The organism is Duganella sacchari (assembly GCF_900143065.1).
Taxonomy (GTDB): Bacteria; Pseudomonadota; Gammaproteobacteria; order Burkholderiales; family Burkholderiaceae_D; genus Rugamonas; species Rugamonas sacchari.
Genome location: NZ_FRCX01000008.1, coordinates 183154 through 204547, shown reverse-complemented (window position 1 = coordinate 204547; position 21394 = coordinate 183154). Strand labels below are relative to the sequence as shown.

Sequence of the window (21394 nt, the reverse complement as noted above, 5' to 3'; positions counted from 1 at the left end):
ATACCCTTTCAAGAGTTAAATTGGTGGAATGGGTGATGATATTTTTATATTATTCTTATGGACATAGTCCATTTGGACCATTTTGATTTCACCTGCTTGCGCCGGCCATGGCGATGGCGTGTAATTGACAATATGACGACCCACATTCTTTTGATCGACGACCATTCGCTATTTCGCGCTGGCCTGCGGATGATGCTGACCAGCGCGATCAGCGAAATACAGTTGCGCGAAGTGGCCTCTCTCGCGGAAGCAATGCAGGGCGCTCGCCACGCAATGCCGCCCCAGCTGATCCTGCTGGACGTGCAACTGCCCGGCATCAATGGCCTCGACGGCATGACGCTGCTGCAGCGCCAATGGCCAACCTGTCCGGTGGTGGTGCTATCGGCCGATGCCAGCACGGACACGCAACGCATGGCATTGCAGCGCGGCGCGGTACAAGTGCTATCCAAGGCGGCACCAGCGGGCGCGATCCTCGAGGCGATTCTTTCAGTGCTCCGCGCGCCGGCAGTCATGGCGACGCCCGCCAGGGTCAATGGCGACCATGCGCCGCGCCTGACAGCGCGTCAGTGCGAAGTGCTGGACCTGGTGTGCCAGGGCCTGTCCAACAAACTCATCGGCAGGCAGTTGCATCTGTCGGAAAACACGGTACGCGGCCATGTCCAGGCCTTGCTGGCAACGCTGCAGGTCAGCAGCCGCGCTGAGGCGGCATTCGTGGCACGCAGCCGTGGCCTGGTGGGCTAAGATCCGATGCAACGCGCCGGGGTCTTGATACAAACGGAGCAACTGCGCCTGTTGCTGAGCAATATGCGCAGCTCGCTGCTGCCGGCCATCATTGTCGCGCTGCTGCTGGGCTATACGCTAGACCAGTTACAAGGAGGCGATGCCCGCTGGTTGTGGCTATGGTGTGCTGCGGTCATCGTCTCGAAAGTATTTGCGACCTGGGACGCGCAGCGCATCCTGGCCATGCCGATCGCCCCCCAGCGCGTGCCCCGGCTGGTGCGCTGGCTGATGCTGCTCAATGCGATCGACGGGGCGGCCTGGGGCGCACTGGCGTGGGTCGGCCTGGACCCGTCGTCCTCGGCCAGCTGCATTTTGGTGATCGCCGTACTGTCCGGCATCGTGGGCAACTCCATGTCGCTGCTGTCACCGGTGCTGCCGGTGTTTGCCATTTTCTGCGTGTTCGAGCTGGGCATGCTGGCGCTCAAGGCGTGGTCACTGCAAGCGCTTGCTTATCAAACCCTGAGCCTCGCCGTACTGGTCTACCTGGCCAGCTTGCTGTCGCAAGGCCGTAACAGTGCCAAGGCAGCACGCGCGGCGATCGAACTGCGCTTCGACAATATAGGCCTGATCGAACAGCTGCGGGTCGAAGGCGAGCGCGTAAACGCCGCACTGGCGCAGGCGCAGCAAGCCAACGACGCCAAGTCGCGCTTTCTTGCCGCCGCCAGCCATGACTTGCGCCAGCCGGTACACGCGCAAGGTCTATTTCTGGAAGTACTGGCGCGCTCTCCGCTGTCGGAGCTACAGCGCGAGCTGCTGGACAGCGCGCGCTCGGCATCGGACGCGTCGGCTGCCATGCTACATACCTTGCTGGATTTTTCACGCATCGAGGCAGGCGTGGTCGAACCACAGTGCGAGCCTTCCTGCTGCAGCCGCTGCTGATCAAAATCGAAAGCGAATTGGCGCCGCAAGCCAACACCAAAGGTCTGTTCTACCGCACCCGCGACAGCACGGCCACGCTCTATTCGGATCCGGCGCTGGTCGAACTTATCTTGCGCAACCTGGTATCCAACGCTGTCCGCTACACCGAGCACGGCGGCGTGCTGGTCGCGTGCCGGCGCCGCAACGGCGTGGCGCTGCTGGAAGTCTGGGACACCGGCATCGGCATTGCTGCGGAACAGCAGGAATCGGTGTTCCAGGAATTCCACCAGTTGGGCAATCCTGAGCGCGACCGTCAGAAGGGACTCGGGCTGGGCCTGTCGATTGCGCGTGGCCTGGCCATGCTGCTGAGACTGGAACTCACGCTGTGTTCCGAATCTGGACGCGGTAGCCTGTTTCGCCTGGCCATCCCGCTTGCCCCCCAGGCGGCAGTGCAGCGCCCCCCGGCAAACCGCCTGCAACGCCGCCGCGCCTTGCCGATGAAGGTACTGGTCATCGATGACGATCCCGTGGTCTGTGCCAGCATGCAGCGTTTGCTGAGCGACTGGGGTTGCACCTGTCTGGTGGCCGGCAGCGTCAGCGAAGCACTGGTCCTGGCTGCCATACAGCCACCCGACATGTTGATCAGTGACTACCGTCTGCGCAGCAACAGTACCGGCGCGCAAGCGATTGCCGCTTTGCGTCAGCAAGCGGGCCGCGACCTGCCAGCCCTGCTGGTGACAGGCGATACCGCACCAGCCCGTTTACGTGAAGCACGCGCCAGCGGCGTGCCATTGCTGCACAAGCCCGTGGCGCCGGACCAACTGTACAGCGCACTGGACCACATCCAGGCCGGCCTGATAATGCCTAGTTGACGCCGCCCGCCAGCGTTGCAGCGTCAGACTGGCCTTTTTGCGCGATGGCCCAGCCCACCAGCAGCAGCGCCGCCACGGTCAGCGCGGCACCGGCAAACATCACCGCAGCATAGCCCAGGTTGGCATTCAATACCGCCGCGCCCAGCGCCGCACCAATCGCATTGCCCAGGTTGAAGGCGCCGATGTTGACCGACGATGCCAGGCCCGGCGCTTCAGTCGCAGCACGCATCACGCGCATCTGCACCGGCGGCACCAGCGCAAAGGAAGCGATCCCCCACATCAGCAGGCCCGCTGCCGCGCCCAGCTGCGTCTGCGCCAGCCACGGGAAGGCAATCATGGTGGCCGCTTCCAGCAGCAGGAAGCCGATCAGCGTCTTGTCGATCGAACGGTCGGCCAGTTTGCCGCCCAGCGAGTTACCAATCGTGAAGCCAATGCCGATCAGTGCCAGCATCGCCGTGATGAACCCTGGCGATGCATGGGTGAAGGATTGCAGCGTCGGATTGATATAGGTGTACAGCGCAAACATGGCGCCCGATGCCAGCACCGTGGTCAGCAAGCCTTGCAGCACGACTGGACGCAGCAGCACTTTAAGCTCCTTGCGCACATTCGGCGCCTGGCCCACGCTGCCTTCATGCAGGAACAGCATCAGTGCCGTCATGGCCAGCAGACCCAGCGCGCCTATCGCACCGAAAGACTGGCGCCAGCCCATGACGTCGCTAAGCCAGGTCGCAGCGGGTACGCCGCCGATATTGGCAATCGTCAGGCCAAGGAACATGGTTGCCACGGCGCTCGCCTGTTTATCGCGCGGCACCAGGCTGGCCGCCACCACCGAGCCGATACCAAAGAAGGCGCCGTGGGTCAGGCTGGTGATGACACGCGCCACCATCAGGCTGGCGTAGCCCGGAGCCAGCGCCGACAGCACGTTACCCAGGGTGAAAATCGCCATCAGCGCAATCAGCGCTTTGCGGCGTGGCCAACGGGCCAGCAGCAGGGTCATGACCGGTGCGCCGATGGTGACGCCGATCGCGTAAGCCGACACCAGCAAGCCGGCCGTGGGAATCGAGACGTTGACGCCTTGTGCAATCGTCAACAGCATGCCCATCGGGCCAAATTCGGTGGTGCCGATGCCGAACGCGCCGATGGCCAGCGCCAACAGCGGCAGCGCAGCGCCAGGTTGTGAAGAAGCGTGTGTGTTCATTGTGGGTTCACCGGGAGAGATTTCTGATGAACGCATTATGCGGGGGTGACTTTCCCAAATAAAGTGCATAATCCTCAAAATACTTTTGCCGAATTTGGAAAAATGAAACTGGCCCTTGATGAACTTTCCGTATTTCTGGCTGTGGTGGACAGCGGTTCGCTGACGGCCGCCGCCGAGCGTCTGGGGCAGCCGGTGTCCACCATCAGCCGCCTGCTGGCGCGGCTCGAGGACAAGCTCCAGACCACGCTCCTGCGCCGTACCACGCGGCGGCTCGACCTGACCGACGAAGGCCATGATTTCGTCAAGGACGCGCGCGCCATCCTGGAATCGGTACGCGTGGCGGAAGACCGGGCGATGGAACGGCGCGGCCAGCTTGCCGGTCCCTTGCGCGTGGATGCAGTGACGCCCTTCATGCTGCATGTGCTGGTGCCGCTGATGCCGGGCTACCGCACGCTGCATCCCAAGGTGGAACTCAACCTGAGCAGCAACGAAGGCTTTATCGATCTGCTGGAACGGCGCGTCGATCTGGCCATCCGCATTGGTGAACTCAAAGACTCAACCCTGTACAGCCGCCTGCTGGGCCACAGCCGCATCCGCCTGCTGGCCAGCCCCGGCTACCTGCGCCGGCGTGGCGTGCCGCACACGGTCGCCGACCTGGCGCAGCACGAGCTGCTCGGCTTCAGCGAACCGGAAATTCTGAACCAGTGGCCGCTGCTGCATCCTGACGGCAAGCCGGTACGCATCACGCCTACACTGGCTTCCGCCAGCGGCGAAACCCTGCGCCAGCTGGCCTTGCAGGACATGGGCATCGTCAGCATCTCGGACTTCATGAGCGCGCTCGACGTCAGCGCCGGCCGGCTGGTGGAAGTGCTGCCGCAGCTGATGCAGGAAAAACTCAAACCCATCCACGCCGTCTACTACCAGCACTCCACCGTCTCGGCCAAGATCGCCTCAATGGTGAATTATCTGGCCGAGGCGATGCGCGTACCCGAAACCGTCTGGCCCAGCCTGACCACCCGCTGAGGCGCGATCTGGCGCACTGGCCTGCCCTGCTGCGGCTGACGCTCCAGCTGGAAGAACCCGACTTCCGCCGTCAGCGCCTGCGCCTGTTCCTGTAACGCGGCGGCGGCGGCGGCAGCTTGCTCCACCAGCGCGGCGTTCTGCTGGGTGGTCTGATCCAGGCCCACCACCGCGTCGTTGACCTGCGTGATGCCGGAGCTCTGCTCGCGGCTGGCCTGCGCGATTTCGCCAATGATCTGGTTGACCTGGTTCACGCTGTCCACCACCTGCTGCATGGTCGTGCCGGCGTCCTCTGCCAGCTGGCGTCCCACATGCACCTGGCCGACCGAGTCATCGATGAGCGCCTTGATTTCCTTGGCCGCCGTTGCCGAGCGGTGCGCCAGGCTGCGGACCTCGGTCGCCACCACGGCAAAGCCGCGTCCCTGTTCCCCTGCGCGCGCCGCTTCCACTGCCGCGTTCAGGGCCAGGATATTGGTCTGGAAGGCGATACCGTCAATCACACCAATAATTTCGCTGATGCGTTTGGAAGCATCACTGATGGACTGCATGGTCGATACCACGCGGCTTACCACCTGGCCGCCTTCACGGGCCACGGTGGAGGCCTGGCCCGCCAGCGTATTCGCCTGCGCGGCATTTTCAGCATTCTGGCGCACGGTTGACGTCAGCTCTTCCATCGCTGACGCAGTTTCTTCCAGCGAGCCAGCCTGGGATTCGGTGCGCCGCGACAGGTCCATATTGCCGGTCGCGATTTCGCTGCTGGCCGTAGCCACCGAATCCGCGCTTTCGCGCACCGCATGCACTACGCGATGCAGGCGTCCGTTCATTTCGTCCAGCGCCTGCAGCAGTTCCGCCGTTTCATCACGGCCCGTGATCTGCACCTGGTTGGCCAGATTGCCGGCGGCGACATTCTGCGCCACCTTCACCGCCGACTGGATCGGCACGATGATGCCGCGCGTGATGGCATACGCAATCCAGGCGCCAAAGGCGACAGCGCACACGGTGATACCGAGCAGCGCCATCCACGCATGGGTGTAAGCGACATGCGCCTGCGCCACCGCTTCACGGTTTTGCCTGACCTCGATGTTTACCAGTTCGGTCAAGGCCGCCGTCCACTGGTTTTGCACTGGACGCAGTTCCTTGATGAGGACATGCGTGGCCGCATCGTTGTCGTTGGCCAGGCCGAGCTTGAGCACCTTGGCGACGATAGGCTCGGAGGCTTTGGCGGCCGTATCAGCTTTTTCAAGCGCGGCAGCTTCCTCGCTGCTGGCTTGCACCTTGCTGAAGATGCCGCGCAGTTCGGCGTCGTAATTCGCATACTTGCCGGACTGGCGTTTGACGCGTTCCACTTCGGGCTGCATCTCTTCGTCTGTTTGCAGCAGCACGACGTTGCGCAGCGCGATCATGCGGTCGTCAACGGTGGCCCGCATTTCCGTGGCCAGCGACGACTCCACATCATTGACCGAAATGATGTCCTGCATACGCTGCTCCATCTCGCCCATGCGGTTGATGCCAACGCCCGCCACGCCGATCACGATACAGAGCATCACGCCAAAGGAAGCCGCCAGACGCGTACCGATTTTGTAGTTACCGAGTTTCATAGCTATTCCTTAGTCGAATTGAGGTTGGACGGCGGCAGGCATTTCGGACGCTTGGCCCGCGATGGACTTCAACAGGTGATTCAACGGCCGCGTGATACTGCTGGTAATGCTCCATGCCAGCGATGCGCTCACCAGCAGCGCGAACGCCGCCACGACCAGCATGGTCCAATGCGCCTGGGCGACCAGGCGGGAGGTGTGGTCCACCACCTCGGCGTTTTGATCGAGCTGGATGCGTTCCAGCCGCAGCAGCACATCGCGCCACCGGCGCAGCAGCGGAAACAACTGCTCCTGCTGCAAGGTACGCGCGCTGGCTACGTCACCGCCGCGCAACTGCTGCAATAGCACGGCCGTCATGCGCGAGACATCGTCATGCAGTTGCGCGGCCTGGTTCAATGCCAGCAATTCTTCAGGCGAGGTGCTGCCGGACTGGCTGAACGAATCCCTGAGCGCCGCTTCGCTGTTCAGGTAGCGCTGGTCAGCCACATCCAGCGCGGAAGGCTGGTCCTGCTCGTGCAACGGCAGGCGTTGCGTCGCCATTTGTTCGACCAGCAGAAAGCGTTCTGACACCTCGTTCCGCATTTCGGACGCCGAGGCGAATTCGCGTTGATTGACTGCGGCGATCTCCGTCACATGGCGTTCCAGCACCTGCATGCGGTTCAGCGCATAGCCGGCGATGGCTGCCAAAAACAGGATCTGGATACCGAAAGCCAGCAGCAGGCGGCGTCCGATCTTGAGCGTAGGGATTTTCATAAACCGTCTCGTTGACTAACACAGACGGCGGGGACAGGGCCGGAGGGAATGGAAGCTCGTAGTGATTAGGAGCTAGAAAATCATAGCACGAATTTCCATGCGGAAATCAATTGCCGTAAAAAAGACGCCAGAACGGTGCAGCAGGCGTGGCGAAATGACCACCATGCTTGGCGTTCTGGCATGGTCGCCAAAGGGCGTCCGTCAGCGCAGTGCCAGCTCCAGTGCCGCCAGCGCTGGTGCGATCATGGCCAGCAGGCGCGCCTTGCTGACGCCATCGCGCGCCTGGACCGACAAGCCATGCAGCAGCGTGGCATAGAGGTCGCCCAGCGCCACCACATCGGTACCGGCCTTCAACTCGCCAGCCTTCAACGCCACGCGCAAACGGTCGATGATGGACTTGGTGCGGGCGCTGCGATGTTCGCTGAGCCAGACCACCACCGCATCATTCTGCAGGCTGCCATTGGTGGCCGCCGACACCACCATGCAGCCCTGCGGCCGGCCACTGCGCGTGTACAGCTGCACCGCCTCGCGCAACATGCGTTCGATGGCGCCGCGCACGCTGGTTTCTTCGGCCAGCGCGCGCGTGGCGAAACCGCCCTCGCCTTCCACGTACAGTGTGATCGCTTCGCGGAACAACTCTTCTTTCGATCCAAACGCGGCATAGATGCGCGCCGACGCAATGCCCAGCGCCGCCACCAGATCGGACATGGCGACACCCTCGTAGCCACGCTCCCAAAAAGCATCCCTGGCCTTTGCCAGCGCCAGTTCGCGGTCGAATTCTCTTGGCCTGCCTGCCATCGCTACCTCAGTAAAAATACCCGGACCGCAAGTATAGCCGCTTCACCGCGCTTGACGATCCGTAAAATTTACCCTATTCTTTGTCGATCGACAAACAATAGGAGCCGATAAAAATGCGTACCATCAAAGGACCCAGCCTGCACCTCGCCCAATTCAGTGACGTGGTAGCGCCCTTCAACGACCTGCCCTCGATTGCCGCCTGGGCCAGCGACACCGGCTTCAAAGCCTTGCAGCTACCCGCCTGGGACCAGCGCCTGTTCGACGTTGCCACCGCGGCCGAAAGCCAGACCTACTGCGACGACATCACCGGCATGCTGGCCGACGAAGGCCTGGTGCTGAGCGAACTGACCACCCACATCTTCGGCCAGCTGGTCGCCGTGCATCCCGCCTACGATGCCATGTGCGACAGCTTTGCGCCCGCCGAACTGCACGGCAAGCCGCAGGCGCGCACCGCCTGGGCCATCGAGCGTTTGCTGATGTCGGCCAAGGCCTCGCGCCGTCTCGGCCTGACTGAAATGGGCACGTTCTCCGGCGCGTTTGCCTGGCCTTACCTGTTCCCGTTCCCGCAACGTCCGGCCGGCCTGATCGAAACCGCGTTTGACGAACTGGCCAAACGCTGGCTGCCAGTGCTGAATGCCTGCGACGAACAAGGCGTCAACCTGTGCTACGAAATCCATCCGAGCGAAGACCTGCATGATGGCGTCAGCTTCGACATGTTTTATGACCGCGTCGGCCAGCATGAGCGCTGCAACATGCTGTACGACCCTAGCCACTTCGTGCTGCAGCAATTGAACTACCTTGACTTCATCGACATCTACAAAGACCGCATCCGCATGTTCCATGTGAAGGATGCCGAGTTCAATCCGAGCGGACGGCAAGGCATCTACGGCGGCTACCAGTCATGGGAAAACCGCGCCGGACGTTTCCGCTCGCTGGGCGACGGCCAGGTCGACTTCAAGGCCATCTTCTCCAAGCTGACCCAGTACGACTACGCCGGCTGGGCCACGCTGGAATGGGAGTGCTGCCTGAAGCACCAGGAAGTCGGCGCCAGGGAAGGCGTGGACTTCATCAACGCCCACATCATCCCCGTCACCGACAAGATCTTCGACGACTTCGCCGGTGCGCCGGTCAACCAGCAGCAGATGCAGCAACTGCTTGGCATCGCCTGATGCCGCCAACCGATCTGACAAGGAACACCATGCAACAAGCACTCGCAGTAAACGACCAGCCGGAAACCGGCTTCACGCACGACTACGTACGCATCAACGGCCAGCGCATTCATTGCGTCAGCGCCGGTAGCGGCCGGCCCGTCCTGCTGATACCCGGCTGGCCGCAAACCTGGTACACCTGGCGCCACATCATGCGCGCGCTGGCCGCACGCGGCTATCTGGCGATTGCCGTCGACCCGCCCGGCACCGGCCATTCCGACCGGCCGGCCGGCGGCTACGACACCGGCGCGATTGCCAGCGCGCTGCACCAGACCATGCTGCAGCTGGGCCACGCCAGCTACGACGTGGTCGGCCACGACATCGGCATGTGGGTAGGTTATGCGCTGGCCAGCGACCATCCGGGCGTGGTGGGCCGGCTGGCGCTGACCGAGGCCGTGATTCCCGGCCTGGCGCCGGCGCCGCCGATCTTCGTCGCGCCGGAGGACAACATCTTCCTGTGGCACTTCATGTTCAATCAGGTGCACGACCTGCCCGAGGCGCTGACGGCCGGCAAGGAGCGCGAGTACATCGGCTTCATGCTGGACAAATGGTCCTACCGCCGCGACCGCGTTGCCGCCGAGGTCTACACCGAAGCCTACGCCACACCAGGCGCGCTGCGTGCGGGCTTCGCCTACTACCGGGCGATTCCCGAGACGATCCGCCAGAACCTGCTACGCGCCGAGTCGGCATTGACCATGCCGGTACTGGCCATCGGCGCCGAACACGCGACCAAAGACGCGCCACTGCAGACCATGCAGGGCCGCGCCACCAACCTGCGCGGCGTGATGATCGCCGACTCAGGCCACTTCGTGATGGAAGAAAATCCCGACGACTTCCTGGCGCACCTGCTACCGTTCCTCGACCAGCACTGACGGTAGCGCGCAGGATCTCTGCGCCCTGCCGCAAACCACCTGCTGCGGTCATGCTGCACTTTTACAAAAATCTTTGTTTTTAGATAGCAATATTGCTAAAAACGAAGTATTGTTGTGATTGCACATGAGCGCTACAGCAGACGTATGCCGCGCCGCTCTCAACCAGCGCGGCGTACAATAAGAACAACCCACGTGTTGTGCAGAGCGACAGGAATTTTTATTGCCTGTTGTTAATGGCTGTGTGTAAGACTACAATCGGGAAATTCACTCTGTCAGTGTCATTTTGTGGAACTTGTTCATATGTCCTTTTTGTCCTCTGCCTCGCCCAAGCTAGCGCCATGGAAAGTCCTGTTGGTCGACGATGAACCGGACATTCACGACATCACAAAACTGACCCTGAGCCGCTTCCGCCTCGATGGCCGCGCGCTGAGCTTTGTGCATGCCTACAGCGGCGCCGAAGCCAAGGAGGTACTGGCGCGCGAAACCGACATCGCGCTGGTGTTCCTCGACGTCGTGATGGAAAAGGAAGACAGCGGCCTGGAAGTGGCGCGCTGGATGCGCGAAGACCTGGACAACCAGTTCACCCGCATCGTGCTGCGCACCGGCCAGCCCGGACAGGCGCCGGAAGAACGCGTGATCGTCAACTACGACATCAACGACTACAAAGAGAAGACCGAACTCGATCGCACCAAGCTGTTCACCACCACCTTCGCTGCCCTGCGCGCCTACCGCGACATCATGAAGGTGGAGGAAGCGCGCCGCGCGCAACTGAATTACCGTGAGGGCCTGGAGCGCGTGATCGCCGCCTCCTCCCACATCTTCCAGCAACGCAACCTGAAAGACTTCGCCAACGGCCTGCTGCAACAGGTCGTAGCGCTGCTGCGCCTGGAACACAGCATGCTGCTGCGTCTGCGCGGCGCCACCGCCATCAGCGGCGAGAACGATTACGAAATCCTGGCCCAGATCGGCGACGAGGACGGCACCCTGCTGTCACCCGACGTACTGGCCCAGCTGGACGCCGCCAAGAGCAACAAGATCTCGCGCGTGCAGGGTGACACCTACATCGGCTACTTCCCCAACAGCAGCGGCAAGGCCTCGCTGCTGGTGCTCAAGGGCGTGGAAGAAATCTCGGAGATCGACACCAAGCTGCTGGAAGTATTCTGCTCCGGCGTCGCCATCGCTTTCGACAACATCCTGCTCAACCAGGAAATCACCGACACCCAGGCCGAACTGATCCTGCGTCTCGGCGATGTGGTGGAGTCGCGCTCCAACGAAGCGGGCAACCACGTGCGCCGCATGTCGGAAGTGTGCCATCTGCTGGCGCGCGAAGCAGGCCTGCCGGAAGACGAAGTGGCAGTGCTGCGCCACGCCGCACCGATGCACGATATCGGCAAGATCGCCACGCCGGACGCCGTACTGCTCAAGCCCGGCAAGCTGGATGCGGCCGAGTGGGAAATCATGAAGCAGCACCCGGCGGTCGGCCTGTCCATCCTGGACGGCTCGCAGCGCCCTATCCTGAAGGCGGCCGCCGTGATCGCCCACCAGCATCACGAGAAATACGACGGCAGCGGCTATCCACAAGGCCTGAAAGGCGAAGACATCCACCTGTACGCGCGTATCGTGGCGGTGGCCGACGTGTTTGACGCGCTGATGCACAAGCGCTGCTACAAGGAAGCCTGGCCGATCGAAAAAGTCATCGAGCATCTGCGCGAAGTGGCCGGCCATCACCTCGATCCCGTGTACGTCGATCTGCTGGTCAAGAACATCGATCAGGCGCTGGCCATCAACGAGCGCCTGCCCGACTGACGTCGTTCCCGCGAAAGCGGGCATGACAGCGGCGCGTCGAATAAGCATATTAGCAATTGTTAGTAGGCGCGGGATTTCCTTGCTCGTAAGATCGTAGTCTGTCTCCAGACTCCGCAAGGAAATCACGATGCCCCATCACGTTCTCCCTCATTTGCCGTTGCGCCGCAACGTGCTGGCCAGCGCGTTGCTGCTGGCCGCACTGCCCGCCGCCGAAGCGCAAACTACCACCGGCGACGCCGCTGCCGCCCTCGACCAGGTCACCATCGTCGGTTCCCGCGCCCGCAACCGCACCGTGTTTGACAGCGCCGTCCCGATCGACCGCTTCGGCGCGCGCGAAGTGGAGAACGCTTTGTCCAGCGGCGAAGTCGGTGCGGCCTTGCAGGCGCTGGCGCCCTCCATCAACTTCCCCCGCATCGAATCCAGCGGCGCGTCGGACTCGGTACGCGGCGTGCAACTGCGCGGCCTGGCGCCGGATCAGGTGCTGGTACTCATCAACGGCAAGCGCCGCCACGCCAGCGCCGTGCTGGACACGGAAAGCAGCTTTGCCGGCACGGTGCCGGTGGATGTCAACGCGATCCCGCCGGGCGCCATTGACCACATCGAGATTCTGCGCGACGGCGCCGGTGCGCAGTACGGCAGCGACGCGGTGGCAGGCGTCATCAACATCGTGCTCAAGCAGCAGCGTACTGGCGGTACCGCCTCGGTCAGCTACGGCGCCAATCACACGGACTTCAAACCGACCAACGAGAAGAAGACGGATGGCCAGACCAAAATCGTCAACGCCGACTACGGCGTGCCGCTCGGCGATGCCGGCTTCCTGCGTTTTGGCGCCGAGAGCCGCAGCCGCAATCCGACGCAGCGCGCAGGCTATAGCGACGCCGGCTGGACCTCATGGAATGCGACGCCGGCCGACCTCGCGCTCGACGGCAAGGTCGTCTTCAAGTCCGGCGACGCGCAGCAGCACAACGGCTATGCGTTCTACAACGCCCTGCTGCCGCTGGCTGACGGCGTGGACGCCTATTCCTTCGCCACCGTCAACCAGCGCAAGTCGGATGGCAGCGCCTACTTCCGCTATCCGGGCGATCCATCGAATGTGCTGTCGCTGTACCCGCAGGGCTACCGCCCCGTCACCCATGGCGATCAGAGCGATGTGAGCGTCGTCGCCGGTGTGCGCCTGGCCAGCGCTGGCTGGAACTGGGACATCAGCGCCCGCCACGGCAGCAACATCTTCCACTACGGCGTCAGCGATTCAGCCAACGCCTCGCTGGGTGCGCAAAGCCCGACCAGCTTCCACCTGGCCACGTTCGACTATCGCCAGAATGCGCTGAACGCCGATGTCACACGCGAGCTGGATCTGGGCGTGCCGGTCAACCTGGCGCTCGGTGCGGAGTACATCCGCGAGACTTATACCAGCACACCGGGCGACGCCGCCTCGTATGCCGCCGGTCCGTTCACCGATGCGCCGCCAGGCGCGCAAGCCGGGCCGGGCCTGCGTCCACAGGACGCGTTCGACGGCAGCCGCAATGTACGCTCCGTGTATGCCGACATTGAAAGCGACATCAGCAAACAGCTGCTGCTGGGCGCCGCCGCGCGTTATTCGGACTACAGCGATTTCGGCAGCGCCAGCACCGGCAAGCTGTCCGCACGCTACAAATTCAGCGAGCAGTTCCTGCTGCGTGGCTCGGTCTCGAACAGCTTCCGCGCACCGGCACTGGTGCAGACCGGATTCCGCTTCTCCACGCTCAACTTCAACAGCGATGGCAGCGGCCTGCAAACGGCGTCACTGCTGCCCGCCAGCGATCCACTGGCGCGCGCGTTTGGCGCACAGGCGCTGAAGCCGGAGAAGTCGACCAACATCTCGCTCGGTCTGGCCTGGCGTCCGCAGCGCAACACCAGCTTCACGCTGGACGGCTACCGCATCAAGATCAAGGACCGCATCACGCGCACCAGCGATCTGCAAAGCGACGCCGCCACCGCCTACCTGGCCAGCATCGGCCGCAACGATATCCAGTCGGTGGCCTACCTCGCCAATCTGCTCGACACCACCACCAGCGGCCTGGATGTGGTGCTGAATCACGACCTGCCATTCGCTGGCGGCAAGCTGGATCTGAACGCCGCGCTCAATCTGAACCACACGCGCATCGACCAGGTGCACCAAAGCTCGGCGGCGCTGGCCAGGATCGATCCCACGCTGACGGTGCTTACCGACACCAGCCTGTTCCGCATCCGTAACGCCTCGCCCAGGAACAAGCTGGTGCTCAGCGCCGACTGGCAATCCGCACAATGGGGTCTGCAGGCACGCGCCACGCGCTTTGGCCCGCTCAAGGATTTTTCGTATGACGATACGGCGGAAGTCATCGACGGCGTGCACGCCCAGCGCTTCGGCGCCGTGTGGACGCTGGACCTGGAGGCGCAATACAAGATCAGCAAACAGCTGACGCTGTCGGCCGGTGGCGACAACCTCCTCGACCGCTACCCACAGCGCGTACGCGAAACCAACAACGCCACTTACGGCGGCGCCCTGCCCTACAACTTCATCAACCCGATCGGCGTGAATGGCGCATACTTCTACGGCCGCCTGCGCTACACCTTCTGACCTCAAGGACACCATGAAAAAACTCTTCACCGCCCTGTGCCTCAGCGCCGCCCTTGCCGCGCTGGCCGCGCCCGCCTTCGCCGCCAAGAACGCACTGGTGCTGCAAACCGACTTCGGCACCTCCGACGGCGCCGTCTCCGCCATGCGTGGCGTGGCCTACGGCGTCGATCCGGGCCTGACGGTAGCCGACCTGACCCATAATATTCCCGACTATGACATCTGGGTCGGCGGCTATCGCCTGTTCCAGACCGCGAATTACTGGCCGCAGGGAACCGTGTTTGTTTCCGTGATCGATCCGGGCGTGGGCACCACGCGCAAATCGGTGGTGCTGAAGACCAAGGCGGGCCGCTACTTCGTCGGCCCCGACAATGGCCAGTTCACGCTGATCGCCGAACGCGATGGCGTGGCCGAGCTGCGCGAGATCGATGAATCGGTCAACCGCCTGGCCGGCTCCGGCGAGTCCTACACCTTCCACGGCCGCGACGTGTATGCGTATGTGGGCGCGCGCCTGGCCTCGGGCGCCATCAGCTATGAACAGGTTGGGCCAGCGCTGCCGGCCGACTCGGTGGTCAGGATCGCGTATCAGAAAGCGGTGCGCAATGGCGACACCATCCGCGGCATCATCCCGGTGCTGGACGTCAAATACGGCAACGTCTGGACCAATATTCCCAAGCCGCTGTTTGAAGAACTGAAGATCGGCGTGCACGACAAAGTGCAGGTCCGCATTCTGCACAAAGGCAAACAGGTCAACAAAGTGGTGGCGCCGTTCGAGCACACCTTTGGCGGCGTGGCCAAAGGCCAGCCGCTGGTGTACCTGAACAGCCTGCTTGACGTTGCCGTGGCCATCAGCCAGGGCAACTACGCCGCCAAATACAAGATCGACTCCGGCGTCGACTGGGAAGTCGAAATCAGCAAAATCAACAAGGCGAAGCCGTAATCACTTGCGTTTGATTTTGGGGAAGCGCAGCTTGTAGTGCAACCCCATGCCCGGCGCGCTGACCACCTTGACGGTGCCGCCCAGCGCGCCCGTCACCAGGTTGTACAGGATGTGCGCGCCCAGTCCGCTGCCGCCGGAACCGCGCTTGGTGGTGAAGAAGGGATCGAACAGCTGCGCCAGCGTGGCGCTGTCCATGCCTACGCCATCATCGCTGTAATCGAACTCGACGACATCACCATCGACCTTGCCGGTAATTTTGATCTTGCCGGACTGCCCCTCCTCAAACCCGTGCACCAGCGAGTTGACCACCATATTGGTGACGATCTGTGAAATGGCGCCCGGGAAGCTGGCCATGTTGATCTGGTCGTCGCAGTGGATTTCCACATCGATCGGCTTGCCCTTGAGCTTGGGCTGCAGCGACAGCAGCACCTCGTCCAGGTATTTGCGCAGGTTGAAGCTGCGGATATCGTCCGAGGACTGGTCCACCGCCACCTGTTTGAAGCTACGCACCAGCGCCGCAGCCCGCTGGGTGTTGGTGGTCATGATTTTCAAAGACTGGTCGATGATGTCGAAGAACTGGTTCAGGCCATCTTCATCCAGCGTGCCGCCGGCCAGGTCCTGGCGCGTCAGTTTCAGCTCCTCCACCAGATGACTGGTGGCGGTGACGCAAATCCCCAGCGGCGTATTGATCTCGTGCGCCACGCCGGCCACCAGGCGGCCCAGCGAGGCCAGCTTTTCCTGGCGGACCAGTTCGCCCTGCGCATCCTTAAGCGAGGTCAGCGCATTTTCCAGTGCGGCATTCTGCTGTTCCAGCGTTTCCTTGGCCACGCGGATCTGGCGGTCGGCCTGCATGCGCGCAATCGCCACCGCGACGTGGCTGGCCATGAAGGCCAGGATATCGAGATCGGCCTGCGTATATTGCACCGTGTCGTCATAGCTCTGCACGATGATCACGCCGTAGGCCTGGTCACCCAGCAGCATCGGCGCGCCCATCCAGCTGGAGATTTCGACGTTACCCAGCGGGTGTTCCATCTCGCCGCTGTCCACCAGCGCCTGGAAGCCGGCGCGGTCCAGCAGCATGGCCTGCTTGCGCTGCAAAATGTACGAGGACATGCCCTTGCCATAGTCAAAGCGTTTGACCGGCGCGTGGTCATCCTTTTCGTCGACAAAATAGGGAATGCTGACTTCCTGCGTATCCGGGTGATACAAGGCCATGAGGAAGTTCTTGGCGGGCACCAGTTCGCTGATGATCTGGTGCAGACGCATATTCAGGCGGCTGCCGCCGGTAGCGGTCGCCGAAAGGTTGGCCAGCTCATACAGCGCGCGCTGGATGTTTTCGGCGCGGCGGCGCTCGGCCACTTCGTGTTGCAGCTGGGCGGTCCGTTCCTGCACGGCGCGCTCCAGACGGTCCATGCTCTGCAAGCCCTGCAGCGCGCTGGAGACGTGGTTGGCAATCGATGCAAACAGCGCCTGATCTTCGTCGCTGAAGGTGTGCTCCCTGTCGTAGCTCTGTATGACCACGGCGCCCAGCACCTGGTGATTGTGGTCGAACAAGGGGCAGCCCATCCAGTGCTCGGCAACCGTACCGATGCCAAACTCGGCGTTGTCCTCGCGTTTGGAGCGATGCTCAGCCGCCGTCATGACAATGCGTTCACGGCTCAGTATCACGGCAGCGGTCGGCGATTCGCCGGCCACCAGTTCAAACAGCTCGTCGCGCGGCGGCGGATCATCCACCTCGTCAACGAAATACACAAAGCGGACCTTGTTGGCCGGGCCTTGCTGATCGCTCAGCGCGACGAAAAAGTTCGCCGCGTACATGATACGACCCAATGCCGCATGTACTGCCTGGAGGAATTCGCTGATATCGGTGCAACTGCTGGATTTCTGCCCGATTTCGAGCAGCACGGTTTGAACGGCTTCGAGCCGGGAGAGACGACTTTCCATCGGTTTTCCTATGTTATGACCATGTGGTACATGCGCATAGGAAATACTAGCAGAGCCAGGCGGCGCGAGCCACCTGGCTGGCGCGCAAAAAACGCGGTTACATCAACTTATGCAGCATCCGAAGCTTTTTGCTTGCGGCGTGCCAAGGCGCCCACCAGACCCAGGCCACCCAGCAGCATGCCATAGGTGGCAGGCTCAGGGACGGCCGTTACCGCTGCGGAACCGGTGTAGCTTGCCACCGAGTTCGACAGTACGGTACCGCTCACCAGCAGGAAGTAGTGGCCTGCGGCCAGCGGACCCGAGGTCAGCTCCCACACATCGGTTTTGCCGGTCGAGGTCTGGCTACCCTTGAGTACCAGGCCATCCGCGTTGAACAGTGCCAGACCCAGAATGTCCAGGCCGCTGTTGGCGTCTTTGGCGTTGGAGAACAAATCGGCGTAGATCGAGCTGCCGGCGCCAACGTTAAAGGTGTAACGCTCGGCGAAGCTGTTGCCGGCGTTGTTGTTTGCGAAGGTATGACCGAAGTAGTCACCACCCACGGCCAATGGCAGCGCGGTATCCGGGTTGCTGACATCCGCCGCCATGGCGCCATTGGCCACCATGGCCGCGCCGGCGATTACCACTGCACTTACGATGCGTTTTGCTGTTTTCATGAAACCTCCTTGGGTAAAAAAAAACGGTGTAAAAAATACACCGCGCGAGGAGGTTTCAATGTAGCAGTCGAGCGTCAAAAATCAGGGCACGCACGATTGAGTGTTACATTCACTTACACGTTTATTTAACGAAATTTTTATGTAATTCAATAACAATAGCTTTCAAGCATATAGTTTCTTTAAGGCTTCTTGTAGCTGCTATCTATCCATGCGGACGCGCTGCTTACGCTGAGTTTAAAGGTGGGGGCGACACGTACTTTTGCAAGCTCTTCGCCGTACTGGTCGAAGGCGCTCAGGGTCGCGTAAGGGTCATCTTCGTCGGGCGTGATGTCCAGGCAAACCTTGACCGGGCCATCGTCCGTTCCCACTGTGACGTTCTTGTGCAGCTGCGCGTGCAGTTGCTGCTCGTGGCGGCGGATCACCTCGTTGGCGGTCTTGACCAGGGTATTGAAGGCGTTGACGTCGAGCGGTTTGGGATTTTTCTTGTCACGGCCCATGGTCCACGGCCCGACCAGCGCCGGTTCCGGTTCACCATCCTTGATCATGGCGACGGCCCAGCCATCGTCGTCTTCGTTTTTAATCACGCGCGCGGTCCAGCCATTGCCTTGCCACAGGCGATCATCCTGCACCAGGGCGCCGTCATCTGCATCGGGGTACTCAATACTCATACTTATGGTCGTGTCGAAAGAAAAGTGGGGGTGAAATAATAAGCGGCTCGCACCGTAACAACAATAGGAACCCGGCAATCATGCACAAGATTCTTTCCGTCCTGCTCGCCACCCTGAGCGCCAGTGCTATCGCCCAGGACGATGTACAGGTGTATGGCCGGCTCAACGTCGGCCTGGAACGCCTGCAAAACGATGGTACGCCCGTGGCGCGGCTCAGCAATTACCGCTCGGTGCTGGGCTTTCGCGGCAGCGAAGATCTGGGCGGCGGTACCCGCATCCTGTTCCAGATCGAAGGCACGCTGTCGCCCGATACGGGCGCCGGCAGCCCGGCCGCGCGCGACACCCGGCTCGGCATCGAAGGCGCTGCCGGGACGCTGTTCGCCGGTAACTGGGTCACGCCCTACAACGGCGCCACTGCCAGCCTCGACCCGTACTACCCGACCACCGCCGGCTACATGAGCATCATGGGCAACGGCGCCGGCGCCACCGTCAGCAACACCAGCGACACCGCGTCCTTCGACCGCCGCCAGCAAAACAGCGTACATTACTGGACGCCACTCTGGCATGGCGTGCAGCTGCGCGTCGCCCACGGCCTCAGCGAAGAGCGCCCGGCCAGCGGCGCCCACCCATCGCTGAGCTCGGCGGCGCTGATCTACGAACAAGGCGCCTGGTATGCCAGCGCCGCCTATGAGCGCCATCACGCCTACCAGGGTCCCGGTCTGAACGACAGCGGCGCCAAGCTGGCTGCCGCCTACCGCTATGGCGAAACGCGGGTGGCGATGATCGCCGAACGGCTGCGCTACGAAACGGCAGGCGGCACGCTGGCGCGCAACGATGTCTACGCCGCCCTGACGCAGCAGATGGGCCGCCACGGCATCAAGCTCGGCATCGGCCATGCGGGCAATGGCAGCGGCAGCGCGGCGGACGGCGTCACCGTCGGCTTTGTGCGCAAAGGAGCGGCGACCGGCGCCACCCACTACACGGCAGGCTACGACTACACCCTGTCCAGACGCAGCGCGCTGTTTGTGTATTACAGCCATCTGTCGAATCGGCGCAACGGCGTGGTGGATTTCGCCATCAACAGCCTGGGCGTGCAGCCCGGCGCCACGCTCAAGGGCGTAGCGCTGGGCCTACGGCACAATTTCTGAACCCGATGTCACACATCCACGTTAAAAGACACACTTACCGACGAAACGTTCTAATTCGTAATTTGTATTGCCTCTTAGTCATTTGTATTATTAATTTGCAATCAGCAATTTCCAGTAGCTAATAAACAGGGGAACACGATGACCATGAGCAAATTCCTGCTGGGCATGAGCCTGGCCAGCGCAGTTTTCGGCGCTCACGCCAGCGTGAGTTACAACGCCACGGGTGGCATGACTTCGGCCCAGCCCGTGACCGCCACCGTCACTTTTGACAGCGGCCTGCCGGTCGGCTTTGCCACCTACGACAACCCTGCAGCAGTCATTGCCTATCCCGGCAACTCCGGCTACGCTGCCGAGCCGCCAGGCGATCTGACCGCCTTCTTCTCGGTCGGCACCACGCATGGCCAGCCATCGTCTTCCAGCGTCACGTTCGGCGGCTATGGCGTAAGCTACTTTGGTTTCTACATGGGCTCACCCGACAATTACAATTCGGTCGACCTGTATGCCGGCGCCACCCATCTGGCCACCATCACCGGTGCGCAAATGGCGGCCGCAGCCACCGTCTCGCCGGACGGCAACCAGGGCGTCGGCTTCTACATGAACATCTTCAGCAGCACCGCCATCACCAAGGTGACATTCTCGTCCACCCAGGATGCGTTCGAGTCGGACAACCATTCCTATATTGCTGCCGTGCCTGAACCGGAAACCTATGCCATGCTGCTGGCCGGCCTGGGCCTGGTGGCAGCCGTCGCGCGCCGCCGCAAACCATAAGCTTCCCGTTCCAATGCAAAAGCCCGCAACGCATGCGGGCTTTTTTTATTTCCTGTTGTGAGACCTCAGCAGGTCATGCAAGGCCGCCGCTCCGTGATCGGCGGCTTCAGCGGTGTGATGCGCGGGTCGATGGCCGGCTCCGGCACCTGGTATGTAAACGGCGTGATGATGATGGGCGGTATCGTCGGCGGCGCCGATGGCGGGCCTTTCGGTCCTCCGCCAGAGAGACGCCGGGCGCTGCATTGGCGCCTCGTTCGTTTGCATACCGAGGGAATCGGTTGCCCCTCGCTCATTGCTAGCCAAGCCATGTTCAAGCCCTCCATGTGCAAGTGAGATTATCAGTTTAGACCACCATAACTTTAAATCAAGGTCTAATCCCGCCTATTCCAGCTCGTCGCCGCTGGCATGCGTTCCATCCTGCAAATCCGCCGGTCTGTCGCAATCCGTTCGCTGCCGCAGTGCGTGGCCGGTACAGTTCAACCATGCCAAACGGCATTAACGAAATCAACGAACGGGGTACGCCATGAACACCAAAGCAAAAAAACTCATCTTTGCCGCGCTGATCTTCCTGCTGGCCATTGCCTTATGGCAGGCGGTCTTTGGCGACGGCATGTACGTCAATATCGATGGCGATGAAATCGACGGCCCGCTGGGTGCGGTGCTGGCGGTGGTGTTCGGCGGCGCGGGCATGCTGTTTGCCGGCCTGGTGATGGTGTGTGTGGCGGTCTTCCTGTGCATCCTGTTCGCCAGTCTCGGCATCCTCGCCGTCGCTGGCGTGGGCCTGGCAGCACTGGTGGCTGTGGCGGTGGTGTCGCCCCTGCTGCTGCCACTGCTGATCCCGGTTGGCCTGTACTGGATCTTCGTGTCCCGCCCACGCAAGCACCGCGCACAAGCAACCATGCAACAGGCAGTGTAACGAT

At 62.2% G+C, this 21394-nt stretch carries 20 protein-coding genes; 13 read left to right on the top strand and 7 right to left on the bottom strand.

Annotated features, from left to right (window positions below; translation table 11 throughout):
- The first annotated feature begins 132 nt into the window (after nt 1–132).
- From BUA36_RS19435 to BUA36_RS31270, 3 genes are read left to right on the top strand one after another with little or no spacing between them, the layout of a single operon-like run.
- A complete protein-coding gene (locus tag BUA36_RS19435; protein ID WP_072786973.1) occupies nt 133–741 on the top strand; it encodes a response regulator in 609 nt (202 codons plus the stop codon).
- A gap of 6 nt (nt 742–747) precedes the next feature.
- Complete coding sequence (locus tag BUA36_RS31275) at nt 748–1659, top strand: histidine kinase dimerization/phospho-acceptor domain-containing protein (RefSeq protein WP_229255758.1); 912 nt, start codon at nt 748–750, stop codon at nt 1657–1659.
- The gene (locus tag BUA36_RS31270) at nt 1629–2510 is read left to right on the top strand and encodes a hybrid sensor histidine kinase/response regulator (protein ID WP_229255757.1); all 882 of its coding nucleotides are present in this window, start codon (nt 1629–1631) and stop codon (nt 2508–2510) included. Before BUA36_RS31275 ends, BUA36_RS31270 begins: the two co-directional genes overlap by 31 nt.
- On the opposite strand, the gene BUA36_RS19425 is transcribed toward BUA36_RS31270, so the two are convergent.
- Nucleotides 2503–3708 carry an MFS transporter gene (locus tag BUA36_RS19425; RefSeq protein WP_072786972.1) on the bottom strand — a complete coding sequence of 402 codons (1206 nt, stop codon included), beginning with the start codon at nt 3706–3708 and terminating at the stop codon, nt 2503–2505. The genes BUA36_RS31270 and BUA36_RS19425 overlap by 8 nt on opposite strands.
- A 102-nt stretch (nt 3709–3810) precedes the next feature.
- Between BUA36_RS19425 and BUA36_RS19420 the strand changes: the two genes are divergently transcribed.
- Nucleotides 3811–4731, top strand: a complete 921-nt coding sequence (locus BUA36_RS19420; RefSeq protein ID WP_072786971.1) for a LysR family transcriptional regulator — start codon at nt 3811–3813, stop codon at nt 4729–4731.
- Here BUA36_RS19420 and BUA36_RS31545 read toward each other — a convergent pair.
- From BUA36_RS31545 to BUA36_RS19405, 3 genes are all read right to left on the bottom strand, one after another.
- Nucleotides 4671–6326 (bottom strand): methyl-accepting chemotaxis protein, encoded by a 1656-nt coding sequence (locus BUA36_RS31545; RefSeq protein ID WP_072786970.1) that lies wholly within the window; start codon nt 6324–6326, stop codon nt 4671–4673. The two genes, BUA36_RS19420 and BUA36_RS31545, sit on opposite strands and share 61 nt — an antisense overlap.
- 9 nt (nt 6327–6335) lie before the next feature.
- Nucleotides 6336–7076 (bottom strand): hypothetical protein, encoded by a 741-nt coding sequence (locus BUA36_RS19410; protein WP_072786969.1) that lies wholly within the window; start codon nt 7074–7076, stop codon nt 6336–6338.
- Between the two features lie 201 nt (nt 7077–7277).
- Nucleotides 7278–7874: a TetR/AcrR family transcriptional regulator gene (locus tag BUA36_RS19405; protein ID WP_072786968.1), complete on the bottom strand. Its 597-nt coding sequence runs from the start codon at nt 7872–7874 to the stop codon at nt 7278–7280.
- A 113-nt stretch (nt 7875–7987) separates the two neighbouring features.
- On the opposite strand from BUA36_RS19405, the gene BUA36_RS19400 reads away from it, so the two are divergent.
- The 5 genes from BUA36_RS19400 to BUA36_RS19380 all read left to right on the top strand — a co-directional run bounded on the left by BUA36_RS19400 (nt 7988) and on the right by BUA36_RS19380 (nt 15293).
- On the top strand, nt 7988–9043 hold the full coding sequence (locus tag BUA36_RS19400) for a sugar phosphate isomerase/epimerase family protein (protein ID WP_072786967.1): 1056 nt from the start codon (nt 7988–7990) through the stop codon (nt 9041–9043).
- Nucleotides 9044–9072: 29 nt separating this feature from the next.
- Nucleotides 9073–9954: an alpha/beta fold hydrolase gene (locus tag BUA36_RS19395; protein WP_072786966.1), complete on the top strand. Its 882-nt coding sequence runs from the start codon at nt 9073–9075 to the stop codon at nt 9952–9954.
- 300 nt (nt 9955–10254) lie between these two features.
- Nucleotides 10255–11760 (top strand): response regulator, encoded by a 1506-nt coding sequence (locus tag BUA36_RS19390; RefSeq protein ID WP_072786965.1) that lies wholly within the window; start codon nt 10255–10257, stop codon nt 11758–11760.
- A 127-nt stretch (nt 11761–11887) separates the two neighbouring features.
- Nucleotides 11888–14356, top strand: coding sequence for a TonB-dependent receptor plug domain-containing protein (locus BUA36_RS19385; RefSeq protein ID WP_072786964.1), 2469 nt, complete (start codon nt 11888–11890; stop codon nt 14354–14356).
- A 13-nt stretch (nt 14357–14369) separates the two neighbouring features.
- A complete protein-coding gene (locus tag BUA36_RS19380) occupies nt 14370–15293 on the top strand; it encodes an SAM hydrolase/SAM-dependent halogenase family protein (protein ID WP_072786963.1) in 924 nt (307 codons plus the stop codon).
- Here BUA36_RS19380 and BUA36_RS19375 read toward each other — a convergent pair whose 3' ends face one another.
- The 3 genes from BUA36_RS19375 to BUA36_RS19365 form a co-directional block, all read right to left on the bottom strand.
- Nucleotides 15294–17237 (bottom strand): GAF domain-containing sensor histidine kinase, encoded by a 1944-nt coding sequence (locus BUA36_RS19375; RefSeq protein WP_072786962.1) that lies wholly within the window; start codon nt 17235–17237, stop codon nt 15294–15296.
- 107 nt (nt 17238–17344) lie between these two features.
- Nucleotides 17345–17890, bottom strand: coding sequence for an FxDxF family PEP-CTERM protein (locus tag BUA36_RS19370; RefSeq protein ID WP_072786961.1), 546 nt, complete (start codon nt 17888–17890; stop codon nt 17345–17347).
- A gap of 179 nt (nt 17891–18069) precedes the next feature.
- Nucleotides 18070–18558 carry a hypothetical protein gene (locus tag BUA36_RS19365; RefSeq protein WP_072786960.1) on the bottom strand — a complete coding sequence of 163 codons (489 nt, stop codon included), beginning with the start codon at nt 18556–18558 and terminating at the stop codon, nt 18070–18072.
- 80 nt (nt 18559–18638) lie between these two features.
- Here BUA36_RS19365 and BUA36_RS19360 point away from each other — a divergent pair, with 80 nt between their 5' ends.
- The 4 genes from BUA36_RS19360 (at nt 18639) to BUA36_RS19345 (ending at nt 21390) form a co-directional block, all read left to right on the top strand.
- Entirely contained in the window at nt 18639–19706 is a 1068-nt protein-coding gene (locus tag BUA36_RS19360; protein ID WP_072786959.1) for a porin, read from the top strand.
- Nucleotides 19707–19844: 138 nt separating this feature from the next.
- A complete protein-coding gene (locus tag BUA36_RS19355) occupies nt 19845–20474 on the top strand; it encodes an Npun_F0296 family exosortase-dependent surface protein (protein WP_072786958.1) in 630 nt (209 codons plus the stop codon).
- Nucleotides 20475–20549: 75 nt separating this feature from the next.
- Complete coding sequence (locus BUA36_RS19350) at nt 20550–20807, top strand: hypothetical protein (RefSeq protein WP_072786957.1); 258 nt, start codon at nt 20550–20552, stop codon at nt 20805–20807.
- Nucleotides 20808–20997: 190 nt separating this feature from the next.
- Nucleotides 20998–21390, top strand: coding sequence for a hypothetical protein (locus BUA36_RS19345; protein ID WP_072786956.1), 393 nt, complete (start codon nt 20998–21000; stop codon nt 21388–21390).
- Nucleotides 21391–21394 lie beyond the last annotated feature (4 nt).

Coding starts and splice junctions, on each gene's coding strand:
- BUA36_RS19435 (WP_072786973.1), top strand. CDS start 133: ATGACGACCCACATTCTTTTGATCGACGACCATTCGCTATTTCGCGCT.
- BUA36_RS31275 (WP_229255758.1), top strand. CDS start 748: ATGCAACGCGCCGGGGTCTTGATACAAACGGAGCAACTGCGCCTGTTG.
- BUA36_RS19425 (WP_072786972.1), bottom strand. CDS start 3,708: ATGAACACACACGCTTCTTCACAACCTGGCGCTGCGCTGCCGCTGTTG.
- BUA36_RS19420 (WP_072786971.1), top strand. CDS start 3,811: ATGAAACTGGCCCTTGATGAACTTTCCGTATTTCTGGCTGTGGTGGAC.
- BUA36_RS31545 (WP_072786970.1), bottom strand. CDS start 6,326: ATGAAACTCGGTAACTACAAAATCGGTACGCGTCTGGCGGCTTCCTTT.
- BUA36_RS19410 (WP_072786969.1), bottom strand. CDS start 7,076: ATGAAAATCCCTACGCTCAAGATCGGACGCCGCCTGCTGCTGGCTTTC.
- BUA36_RS19405 (WP_072786968.1), bottom strand. CDS start 7,874: ATGGCAGGCAGGCCAAGAGAATTCGACCGCGAACTGGCGCTGGCAAAG.
- BUA36_RS19400 (WP_072786967.1), top strand. CDS start 7,988: ATGCGTACCATCAAAGGACCCAGCCTGCACCTCGCCCAATTCAGTGAC.
- BUA36_RS19395 (WP_072786966.1), top strand. CDS start 9,073: ATGCAACAAGCACTCGCAGTAAACGACCAGCCGGAAACCGGCTTCACG.
- BUA36_RS19390 (WP_072786965.1), top strand. CDS start 10,255: ATGTCCTTTTTGTCCTCTGCCTCGCCCAAGCTAGCGCCATGGAAAGTC.
- BUA36_RS19385 (WP_072786964.1), top strand. CDS start 11,888: ATGCCCCATCACGTTCTCCCTCATTTGCCGTTGCGCCGCAACGTGCTG.
- BUA36_RS19380 (WP_072786963.1), top strand. CDS start 14,370: ATGAAAAAACTCTTCACCGCCCTGTGCCTCAGCGCCGCCCTTGCCGCG.
- BUA36_RS19375 (WP_072786962.1), bottom strand. CDS start 17,237: ATGGAAAGTCGTCTCTCCCGGCTCGAAGCCGTTCAAACCGTGCTGCTC.
- BUA36_RS19370 (WP_072786961.1), bottom strand. CDS start 17,890: ATGAAAACAGCAAAACGCATCGTAAGTGCAGTGGTAATCGCCGGCGCG.
- BUA36_RS19365 (WP_072786960.1), bottom strand. CDS start 18,558: ATGAGTATTGAGTACCCCGATGCAGATGACGGCGCCCTGGTGCAGGAT.
- BUA36_RS19360 (WP_072786959.1), top strand. CDS start 18,639: ATGCACAAGATTCTTTCCGTCCTGCTCGCCACCCTGAGCGCCAGTGCT.
- BUA36_RS19355 (WP_072786958.1), top strand. CDS start 19,845: ATGACCATGAGCAAATTCCTGCTGGGCATGAGCCTGGCCAGCGCAGTT.
- BUA36_RS19350 (WP_072786957.1), top strand. CDS start 20,550: ATGCAAGGCCGCCGCTCCGTGATCGGCGGCTTCAGCGGTGTGATGCGC.
- BUA36_RS19345 (WP_072786956.1), top strand. CDS start 20,998: ATGAACACCAAAGCAAAAAAACTCATCTTTGCCGCGCTGATCTTCCTG.